The following is a 10,686-nucleotide window of genomic DNA, read 5'->3' as shown; positions in this document are numbered from 1 at the left end:
GCCCAATGCCGGTGGCCTGGCGGGCGAGGAGGCTGCCCACGACCATGCGCCGGGCGATGCCACGTCCGGCACCTGGGTGCCGGTGGCCGAGGCGGTGGCCGGCCCCAACTGGGGCAGCCATTTCCTGCCGCGCGTCGGTGCCGAGGTGCTGGTCGCGTTCCAGCAGGGCGACATCGACCAGCCGCGCGTGGTCGGCCAGCTCTACAACGGCGAGGTCGCCCCCCCGTTCGGCGGGGACGTGGACAGCGGCCAGCCGGGCGTGCTCAGTGGCCTGCACAGCACCGCCCACGACGGCAGCGGCCACCAGCAGTGGCTGCTGGACGACACGCCGGGGCAGCTGCGTACGCGCCTGCACACCTCGCTGGCCGACAGCCGGCTGGAACTGGGCTACCTGGTCGAGCACGCCGACACCCGTCGCGGCGCGCTGCGCGGGCAGGGCTTCGAACTGGCGACCCAGGGCTGGGGCCAGGTACACGCCGCCCAGGGCCTGCTGCTGTCCACCACCGCCCGGCAAGACGCCATCTCCACCGCGCAGGATGCCAGTGAGGCGGTCGCCCAGCTCAAGGGCGCCGAGCGCACCGTGCAGGCGCTGGCCGACACCCTGGTCCAGCAGCAGGTGCCGACGCTGCAGAGCGGGGAGAACCTCACCGCGCTGCGCGAGTCGATCGACCCGGAGGCCGACGGCAGGTACGGCGGCAGCGTCAACGGCCAGAGCGCGTTCAAGCCGGGTGCGGGCCGCGCACCGGGCGACGCCCCGGTGGAGGCGCTGGCGCAGCCACGGCTGCTGGCGGAGAGCCCGGACCGGATCGCCCTGGCCAGCGCCAACAGCGGCGTGGCCTACGCCGGCGGTGCGCTGCACTGGACGGTGCAGGACGACGCCCACCTGGCCGCGGGCCAGACCCTGTCGGCGGTGGCCGGCCGGCACGCCAGCCTGTTCGCCCAGGCCGGCCCGATCCAGGGGATCGCCGCCGCCGGCCCGGTGAGCCTGCAGGCGCATGCCGGCGAACTGGAACTGCTGGCCGACCAGGACGTGACGATCACTGCCACGGACGACCGGGTCGAGGTGCTGGCGCAGCAGAAGATCGTGCTGCAGGCCGGTCAGAGCGCGATCACGCTGGAGGGCGGGGACATCACCTTCGCCTGCCCGGGAGAGTTCACGGTCAAGGCCAGCCAGCATCCGTTCCTGGGTGGAGATAGTGGAGATCTGCGCATGTCGCTGCCAGATGGCCTGGTGCATCTGGAGCCGGATCGCATGCTCGACTTCTCGGGCTGACTTCTACAAGGAAGACATCAGTTTCTACAAGGAAGACATCAATATGGGCGACAATGGGAAAAAGACGCCGGCAAAAATCGGCACGCTGGTCTATCCGTTCAAGAAAAAGGCGGAGTCAGGCAAGGTAGGCGCCCAACCTGTCGGCGCTGATGACACCCGGTTCTATTTCCAAGCGCTGTCCAATGCTTCCGATGGTTTCTATCCCATTGGTGCCAATGGCCAATGGCACGGCGGCATCCATTTCGATGCGCAGACCGGTGCAACGCTACCGCAGGAGGAGGGCATCCGCTGCATCGGCGATGGGGAGGTCGTCGCCTATCAGGTCGAATCGCAATACTCCTCGGTCGAATACAGCACCGGCAAGGCACTCTACTCGCGTGGCTTCACCTTGGTGCGCCACAGGCTGGAGCTGCCGCCCGCACCTGCAACCAAGCAGCAGGGCCAGAAGGAACAAAACAAGACCGCGCCCGCTTCGGACCATACCCCACAGAGGCCTGATCAGAAGGCCGAAGAGCCGTCGTTGATCTTCTATAGCGTCTATCTGCACCTGCTGGATTGGGCCGGCTACCAGAAACTGGATGCGAAGAAGCCCAGGCCCGGCTATTGGGGCGACGAAATCTACCTGGTGGGCGACAAAGCTTTCGATCAGGATCGCACCAGGAACGCATTCATCCCCGAAGACAGTGGACCCGGCATCAACCTGCGCACGGCCGAGAACCAATACGCGGGCTTCGCACCGCGCGGGGTCAAGTTGAAGCTGGGCGAGGAAAACCCCAGGAAGAAGGGATATTTCAAGATCGTCGAGGTCGTCAGCGGGACCACGTATCCCGGTGACGTGACGGGGACCTATGTATTCAAGGGTTCGTCCAAGAGCAAGGAAGGGCTCACTCCGGTCGGAGCAGAGCCGACAAAGGACACGGTCCATGTCCTGCCTAAGCCGAAGCCAATCAAGGCCGGCGAGCTGATCGGCTATCTCGGGCAATACGAGCGCTACATCGACACCAATCCCATGGTCAGCGCCCGTCCGCGTTCACTGACCCACCCCGATGTCTTTACGCCAGATGACATCAAGGGTTTCATCGCCAAGAGCCGTGAACGCGCCAAGCAACTGGATGCCAAGCAGAAAGTGCTATTGAAAGTCGACAAGGGCGCCAAGCTCGCGCTACCCACCAAGGCCGACCAACGGATAGCCGCGCAGGATGCCGTCGTTGCCGTCGGCACATCCAAGGCGTCCAGCGGCTGGATACAGGTGCGCAGGGGCACGCTGGAGATCGCCGAGCGCAGCGCGCTGGGCACATTCGATTCCGCCACCAATAGCTACCCCGGTGGCAAGATTCCCTACCGCTTCGTTGGTGCGCAGGATTCCGACGCGATTACCCAGGCTGCCTACAATGCGCTCGGCAAAGACGCGAAGGCTGCCTACACCCGGCGCCAGGTGTGGGTGCCCACCGGCACACCGGTCTGGGTCGAAGCCGGCATGTTGGATAGCGAGGGCACCGCATCCGGACGCGAAATGCAGGCCTGGAGCCAGTTTCCGTTGAAGGTCGGACAAGGTGACGGACCGACCGCGAACTTCGTCCGTGTCGTGGCGATCAAGCAGTTGTCCAAGGTCGTCGCCGAGCCGGATGGTACCCGCTGGTGGGAAATCGATATCGGGACCGCGGATGGCAGTTCGCGGATCGGATGGGTGCGGGAGAAGGACCATCCCCTGGTCACGCTATGCTCGCCGTGGGACTGGCCGGGATTCGAGATCGTGGAGGGCGACACCAGTACGCCGGAGCAGTTGTATGCCCGCCATATCGATGCGACCAAGCAGGCCCGGCCGGACGAACAGGCCGCGCTGGCCGCCAAGGCGGCCGAAGCAAATGGCGGCCCCCTGTTCTCCCGACTGTGCGATGCCATCGATCTGGACGACGACAAGGTCCTGACGCCCGAGGAGTTACGCAAGGCGCTCAAGCAACCCTGGCTGGCGGATGCGCTCTCGCGCCTGATCATCCATCACACCAGCGAATGGGGGACGCCAGCGGAACAGTGGAACGCCATCGACAAGGACATTCCCGAACCGCGCAAGGCCGATTGGGGAAAAGAGAAGGAGCGCATCCAGTCATTGCAGTGGTGGGACAAGGTCAAGTCCGATTGCGCCTTGCCCGCCGACGCCAAGGTCTGTGCCTTCCATCCTGTTGGGATTATCGGGAATTTCTTCACAAACAGTGGCTGCACTTGCGAAGCCGATCTGACTGCCGAACAACTTGCAGAAATAGCCCCCAGCGCTAGCAAATCAAACATAGATACTTATCTGCCCCATCTGAATAATGCATTCAGGCGATTTGGAATTAATAGCTGCGTGAATCGTGCGCACTTCCTCGCGCAATTGCTGCATGAAAGTGGGGCTTTCAAGTATACAAGGGAGCTAGGCGCAAATCTTTCTTATGATCCCTGGCGTGGCCGAGGACTGATTCAGATTACTTTTGAAACAAATTATGAAGCCTACGGGAAATTTATTGGAGAGGATGTTACATCTTCAGCCGATAATTACTCGAAACTGGAGGGGGTCCCGCATAGCGTATTGTCTGCGGCTTGGTACTGGAGTGAATTTAAGAAAATTAACTCCGCTGCCGAAGAGGACGATTTTCTATGGTGCACAGCCGTCGTAAACGGGGCATACAATGGAGGTGACGACCGGCTTTCGTATCTAAATAGAGCCATAACTGCTTTATCAGCTCAAGAATGCGTAAAGAAAAACCACGATGGAAAATACTCGTTCTCCGAGAGCAAGATTTACGATAACAGGAAATTTTCTTTTGCTTGGGGGCTATGGAATGATCCCGTATCATCAAAGCATGGCCTTGTTAAGAGTCGAGACGAGGCTATTTCTGGGTATCAAAGGTATCTGGATTTGCGAAAGTCATCTGGGAATCCCCTCGACAAGGGCTGGTATGGGATTGGGAAGAACACTGTAGTCTCTGACTATGCAGAAGCAAGATTAACAGCCCTAAAGGCCCTTTGAAGACAATGAAAAATTTAATTTTTGCTGCATCACTCTTGCCATTAGCGACTATAGTTCACGCCAATGGACCAAGCAAGGAATCAATCGATCTGGACGGTGACGGAAATGCCGACAGAATCACACAATTTGAAGCCAAAAAAGATAGTGATTACCTAAAAACAACGCGCCACGTCATCATTCATTTGTCCAGCCTTGGTAGTCCAGTGGAATACGATATAAGCTCAGAAACAGAAAGCATAGAATTATATCCACTTAAAACTGGAGAGTTGGTTGTTGATCGATCCGATCGCAGTAGTCGCGATGCGGCAGAGTTTGACTACTCGGTATATGGTTGGGTGGCGGCGGAGAGAAGTTTTTGTTTAAAGGCTGATGTATCCGGTACTCCTGCCAATCAACTCCAAGGCGAAATTTTCTCAACTGATGCCAAGGTCAATCGTTACAATCCTTGCTTCAAACTTGGCGAAGATGAGCGCACGGCTAAACCCGTGGATATCGATCATCTACGGCAGTTGACGCTTCAGGATTTGAGGGCCATAAAAAAGGGAGAGGAGATTCCGGAATACCTTGCGTATGAAATAGCCACTATCGTGGATCCCAGTACGGTCGCTGAAATCAATGATGCTGGGTATTTTCAGGAGCAATCCAATCACCTGCGATCTGCACTCATTATCTTAAACGCAGTCCACGAAAAATTTCCGCGGCGCACCCCTGTAAAGATCAATCTGGCCGATGCATATTGGAAAATGGGACAGAAAAACATGGCTTGCTCTCTGTATGCCAGCTATAAGGCTGATAGGGAACAAGCAGGCAGTTCGATTCCCAAGAGAGCAGTTGAGCGATCGCATTGTCGAAAGCTGTGAATGCGCCAAAAAACTGAACCCCAAGCAGAAAGTGTTATTGACGGTTGTCAAGGGCGCTAAGAGCTCACGCTACTAACAAAGCCGACCAACAGATGACAGCACAGGATGCCATCGTTGCCGTCGGCACGCCCAAGGCATCCATTGGCTGGACGCAGGTGCGCAAAAGGCACGCTGGATATCGCCGAATGCAGCACGCTGAGCACGTTCGACTCCACCACCAACAGCTACCTGGGCGGCAAGATCCCCCTGCCGCTTCGTCGGTGCGCAGGATTCCGACGCGATTACCTAGGCCACCCATATTAAGTGCGTCTAGCAGCGCTGTAACGACCACAATCCCGGCGGACTGTTGGCTATGCCGTCGCCCAGCGTGCGAGCGATATCAGCCTTGGCATTCGGGCTAGTTGAAGGCAGTGGCTGGCCCCGACGGCCTTCCGCGTCCATTTCCCAAGCACGCCAAAGCCGCCGACAATGACGGCCGTTCCTTCTTGCCTGCGGCCTGTGCGGCCCCATCTGTCCCCCATGACCGACAACGCTCTCACTCTCGCCGAATCCCGCCTGCTGCTGCCTGCCGGGCTGGATGCCGGCCAACTCGATCGCGCCTTCGGCACCCTGCTGGGGCCGGGCATCGACTTCGGTGACCTGTACTTCCAGCACTCGCGGCGCGAAAGCTGGAGCGTGGAGGACGGCATCGTCAAGGACGGGGCCCATTCGATCGAGCAGGGCGTGGGCGTGCGCGCGATCTCGGGCGAGAAGACCGGCTTCGCCTATTCCGACGACATCCAGCGCGACGCGCTGCTGGGCGCGGCGCATTCGGCGCGGGCGATCTCGCGCGAGGGCGGGGCGCAGCCGGCGCGCAGCCTGGCCGCCAGCCGCGGGCGCGCGCTGTACCCGGCCACCGATCCGGTGGACGGCATGGACAATGCCGCCAAGATCGAAGTGCTGCGCCGCCTCGACCGTTTCCTGCGCGCGGCCGACCCGCGCGTGCAGCAGGTGATGGTGAGCCTGTCCGGCGGCGTGGACACGATGCTGGTGGCCCGCAGCGACGGCGTGCTCGGCGCCGACGTGCGCCCGCTGGTGCGGCTCAACGTGCAGGTGATCGTCGAGCACGACGGCCGCCGCGAATCCGGTTATGCCGGCGGCGGCGGGCGCTATTCCTATGCCGAGCTGTTCGCCGATGGCCGCCCCGAGGCATTCGCGCGCGAGGCCCTGCGTCAGGCGCTGGTCAACCTCGAGGCGATCCCGGCGCCGGCCGGGGTGATGCCGGTGGTGCTCGGTCCGGGCTGGCCGGGCGTGCTGCTGCACGAGGCGGTCGGCCATGGCCTGGAGGGCGACTTCAACCGCAAGGGCACCAGCGTCTATGCCGGCCGCATCGGCCAGCGCGTGGCGGCCAGGGGCGTGACCATCGTCGACGATGGCACCCTGGCCGGCCGTCGCGGCTCGCTCAACATCGACGACGAGGGCACGCCCAGCCACTGCACCCCGCTGATCGAGGACGGCATCCTGGTCGGCTACATGCAGGACACGCTCAACGCGCGGCTGATGGGCATGGCACCGACCGGCAACGGCCGCCGCGAATCGTTCGCGCACCTGCCGATGCCGCGCATGACCAACACCTATATGCTGGCCGGCCAGCACGATCCGCGGGAGATGATCCGCTCGGTGAAGAAGGGCCTGTACGCGGTGAACTTCGGCGGCGGCCAGGTCGACATCACCAGCGGCAAGTACGTGTTCTCGGCCACCGAGGCCTACCTGATCGAGGACGGCAAGGTCACCGCGCCGGTGAAGGGCGCCACCCTGATCGGCAACGGCCCGGAGACGATGCAGAAGGTGCGCATGGTCGGCAACGACCTGGCGCTGGACGAGGGCGTGGGCATCTGCGGCAAGGACGGGCAGAGCGTGCCGGTCGGCGTGGGCCAGCCGTCGCTGCTGATCGAGGGCCTGACCGTCGGCGGGACACGGGCTTGACCGAGCCGCCGACGGCATCTCGCGGGTGGAAGGCGGACGCGACGGGCGCCACGGTGCGTGCCCTGCCCGCCGCCGCTGGCCGGCGCGGGGACGGCGGTGCCGGCGCGGCGGCCTATTCCTCCGGCGCGGCGTGCCCGGTGTCCGCCTGCGGTGTCGCCTCCTGGGCCTGCACGACCAGCTCGCGCAGGAGCTGGAAGATCTCGCGGAACGCCCGCGGCGGCTTGTTCTTCGCCTGCTCTTCCTGGGCATTGCGCACCAGCTGGCGCAGGCGCTGGCGGTCGGCGCCGGGATGCTCGGCCAGCAGCGCGGCCAGGGCGACGTCGCCTTCCTCGAGCAGGCGCTCGCGCCAGCGTTCCACGCGGTGCATGAGCGCCACCTCGCGGCGCGCCGCCTCGCCGTCCACGTCCAGCGCCTGGCGGATGGCCTCCAGCACGTCCTCGTCCTCGCGGCGCATCTGCTTGGCCAGGAACGCCAGCTGGCGCTTGCGCGCGATGTGCGAGGTGATGCGCCGGACATCGTCGATGTGGGGCACCAGCGTCTCGGGAATCGGCAGCCTGTCCAGCTGCGCGGGGCTCAGCTCGGCGAGCTTTTCCGCCAGCTCGAGCACGCCCAGCGCTTCGCGCCGCTGCTGGCTGCGGCTGGGGCTGAGGAATTCCCCGGTGTCGTCGTCGCGTCCGCGCATGGCCCACCCGTCGTTTCGATAAGAAAATGAACAAAAAAGCCGGCCAGGCACGGCCGGACTCCGCGAACGGATTCGCCGCACAAGGATAAGACATTGAACCCGAATACCGACATCGCCCCCGTCACCGACGACAGCGCCGCGCGCCTGGAGCGCCTGGCCGGATTGTCCGCGCGCCTGCTCGAGCGCGCCCGCGCGCTCGGCGCCACCCAGGCCGAGGTCAGCTGCAGCGAGGAGCGCGGCCTGGACGTGAACGTGCGCATGGGCGAGGTGGAGACGGTGGAATCCACCCACGACCGCGGTGTGGCCGTGACCGTCTACTTCGGCCGGCGCAAGGGCAGCGCCAGCAGCGCCGACCTCAACGAGTCCAGCCTGGAGGCCACCGTCCAGCAGGCCTGCGACATCGCCCGCTACACCGAGGACGATCCGGCCGCCGGCCTGGCCGACGCGGCGCTGATGGCAAGGACGTTCCCCGACCTGGACACCTGGCACCCATGGGCGCTGGATGCGTCCACGGCCGTCGAGCTGGCGCTGGAATGCGAGGCGGCCGGGCGCCAGGCCGATGCGCGCATCGCCAACTCCGATGGCGCCTCGGTGGGGACCAGCCAGAGCCTGTCGGTCTACGCCAACTCGCATGGCTTTGTCGGCCGCGAGCGCGATACCCGGCATTCGCTGGGCGTGGCGCTGATCGCCGGGCAGGGCGACGGCATGCAGCGCGACGGCTGGTACAGCACCGGCCTGGCGCGCGCGGACCTGGAATCGGCGCAGGCGGTGGGACGCAAGGCGGCCGAGCGCACGCTGGCGCGCCTGCAGCCGCGTTCGCTGCCCACCGGGCAGTACCCGGTACTGTTCGCCGCCGACGTGGCGCGCTCGCTGATCGGCCACCTGCTCGGCGCGGTATCCGGCGGTGCGCTGTACCGCCGTGCCAGCTTCCTGCTCGATGCGGCGGGCCAGCGCCTCTTCCCGGACTGGTTCTCCATCGAGGAGAAGCCGTTGCTGCGCCATGGCCTGCGCTCGTCGGCCTTCGACGCCGAGGGCGTGGCCACGCACGAATCGGCGCTGGTCGAGGGCGGGGTGCTGCAACGCTACGTGCTGGGCAGCTACTCGGCGCGCAAGCTGGGCCTGCAGAGCACCGGCAACGCCGGCGGCGTGCACAACCTGGTCATTCCGCCCAACGCCGGCGACCTGGCCGCGCTGCTGGGCGGCATGGGCCGCGGGCTGCTGGTGACCGAGCTGATGGGCCAGGGCGTGAACGGGGTGACCGGCGACTATTCGCGCGGCGCGGCCGGCTTCTGGATCGAGGACGGGCAGATCGCCCACGCGGTGGACGGGGTCACCATCGCCGGCAACCTGCGCCGGATGTTCGCGGCGATCGAGGCGGTGGGCAGCGAGGTGGATCCGCGCTCGCACGTGCGCACCGGGCCGATCCTGGTCGGCGAGATGACCGTGGCCGGCGAGGCCTGAGGCGGGCCGGCTTGACACCTCGCGGTGCGGCCGCCGAGAGTGCGGTCGATGCCGCGCTATGCTGGCGCACCCTGGACAGAGGAGAAGGCCATGACCGATTTCGAGAGCGTGACCGTGCCACCGCCGCCGCCGGTGGGGACGCCGTCGGCCGACGAGCGGCAGTGGGCGCTGTTCGCCCACCTGTCGGCGCTGACCGGCATCGTCACCAGCGGCGTCGGCAACATCGTCGGGCCGCTGGTGATCTGGCTGATCAAGAAGGACACCATGCCCTTCGTCAGCGACCAGGCCAAGGAAGCGCTGAACTTCAACATCACCGTGCTGATCGCGGGCCTGGCCCTGGGCCTGCTGACCGCGATCACCTTCGGCATCGGCATCGTGGTGACCCTGCCGATCGGCATCATCCTGGCCGTCGCCTGGCTGGTGCTGACCATCATCGCCACGATCAAGGCCAACGAAGGCGTGGCCTACCGCTATCCGTTCACCCTGCGCCTGATCAAGTGACGGCGTGGCGCCGGCAGCCGGGGAACGCCCCCGGCATGCCGGATGCCGGCGTGGACCCATGGGATATCGTCGCCCCGTCGCGGTGGTCCGAGGTCCCGGCTGCCCGTGCCGCAGTGGGCGCCGGCAGGGCGCTTGCCAATGCGGTGGCACCGACAGGTTCCCGTGCCTGCGGGTAGCGGATGGTTCACCGGCAGGTGCGCGCCCGTGGGCAGGCCGCGACGTGACATGCCTGGTCGCGGCGCCAGTGCGGGGCAGCATCTCGCTGCTTGGCATCGGCTGCCCAACAACACCGCTTCATGCGCGGCCTAACAGGCAGGCTCCATGCAATCAGCGTCGCAAACTGCAGCATTTTATCGAGAGGTCCTAGAGCATGGGTTTGTCTGGACCATTCGCGACGAGGGTGGGTTTACCGCCCCTCTTGGCGCTGGCGGAGAGCGGGCGCAGCCGTTCTGGTCGTCCCGCGTCCGTGTCGAGCGAGTGAGCGCGGCCGTGGCAGCTTATCGAGGCCTCACTCTTGTCGAGATTACGCCTGACGTCCTTCTGGGGCGCCAGGGTTCCCGGGCTTGGCAAAAATGGCATTCTTGTGGGAATCAACTGGATCGGGGACCAGACAACCGGCTATGACATTGCATCTGCGCAGGCCGCGGAGTGCATCGTTGGCGCTAGTCCTGCAGGGCCCTAACACTTCATTCGAGCCGATGCCGCTCGCGGCACCGCCTAATCCAGGCGTTGGGTCTCATCTGAAGCCAACGGAGGACATGTGGGCGCTAAAACATGGATGCTTGTATATGCAGACCCCGAATTTCCTCTCTCCCACATTCGCGCTGCCACTGATCTTGATCGAGAGAAATCTTTCGCTTTAGCCAAGCGTCTTCCTGATTAGCACGATCTTTCAGCGCAGTCGCAAGTGGTGAGAGCGTTACGCAGCATGTTGGGG

8 protein-coding genes are annotated in these 10,686 nt (G+C 64.2%); 7 read left to right on the top strand and 1 reads right to left on the bottom strand.

Features of this window, described 5'->3' with window-relative positions; translation table 11 throughout:
• From BN3794_RS10255 to tldD, 4 genes are all read left to right on the top strand, one after another.
• Positions 1-1,273, top strand: a 1,273-nt coding sequence (locus tag BN3794_RS10255; protein ID WP_147675726.1) for a type VI secretion system Vgr family protein, incomplete at its 5' end; no start/stop codon positions are given.
• Positions 1,224-4,280: a glycoside hydrolase family 19 protein gene (locus BN3794_RS15965; RefSeq protein WP_147675725.1), complete on the top strand. Its 3,057-nt coding sequence runs from the start codon at positions 1,224-1,226 to the stop codon at positions 4,278-4,280. The genes BN3794_RS10255 and BN3794_RS15965, both read left to right, overlap by 50 nt.
• A 5-nt stretch (positions 4,281-4,285) precedes the next feature.
• Positions 4,286-5,140, top strand: coding sequence for a tetratricopeptide repeat protein (locus tag BN3794_RS16390; protein WP_160330912.1), 855 nt, complete (start codon positions 4,286-4,288; stop codon positions 5,138-5,140).
• A 519-nt stretch (positions 5,141-5,659) separates the two neighbouring features.
• Positions 5,660-7,105 (top strand): metalloprotease TldD, encoded by a 1,446-nt coding sequence (gene tldD / locus BN3794_RS10250; RefSeq protein WP_066096921.1) that lies wholly within the window; start codon positions 5,660-5,662, stop codon positions 7,103-7,105.
• Positions 7,106-7,217: 112 nt separating this feature from the next.
• On the opposite strand, the gene yjgA is transcribed toward tldD, so the two are convergent.
• Positions 7,218-7,787 (bottom strand): ribosome biogenesis factor YjgA, encoded by a 570-nt coding sequence (gene yjgA / locus BN3794_RS10245; RefSeq protein WP_066096918.1) that lies wholly within the window; start codon positions 7,785-7,787, stop codon positions 7,218-7,220.
• Between the two features lie 93 nt (positions 7,788-7,880).
• Here yjgA and pmbA point away from each other — a divergent pair, with 93 nt between their 5' ends.
• The 3 genes from pmbA (at position 7,881) to BN3794_RS17060 (ending at position 10,373) form a co-directional block, all read left to right on the top strand.
• Positions 7,881-9,248, top strand: a complete 1,368-nt coding sequence (gene pmbA / locus BN3794_RS10240) for a metalloprotease PmbA (protein ID WP_066096915.1) — start codon at positions 7,881-7,883, stop codon at positions 9,246-9,248.
• A gap of 90 nt (positions 9,249-9,338) precedes the next feature.
• Positions 9,339-9,749, top strand: a complete 411-nt coding sequence (locus BN3794_RS10235) for a DUF4870 domain-containing protein (RefSeq protein ID WP_066096912.1) — start codon at positions 9,339-9,341, stop codon at positions 9,747-9,749.
• A 321-nt stretch (positions 9,750-10,070) separates the two neighbouring features.
• On the top strand, positions 10,071-10,373 hold the full coding sequence (locus tag BN3794_RS17060) for a DUF2750 domain-containing protein (protein ID WP_201455265.1): 303 nt from the start codon (positions 10,071-10,073) through the stop codon (positions 10,371-10,373).
• Positions 10,374-10,686: the final 313 nt, after the last annotated feature.

The organism is Xanthomonas massiliensis, assembly GCF_900018785.1.
Lineage (GTDB): Bacteria > Pseudomonadota > Gammaproteobacteria > Xanthomonadales > Xanthomonadaceae > Xanthomonas_B > Xanthomonas_B massiliensis.
This window is presented reverse-complemented; position numbering and strand designations above follow the sequence as displayed.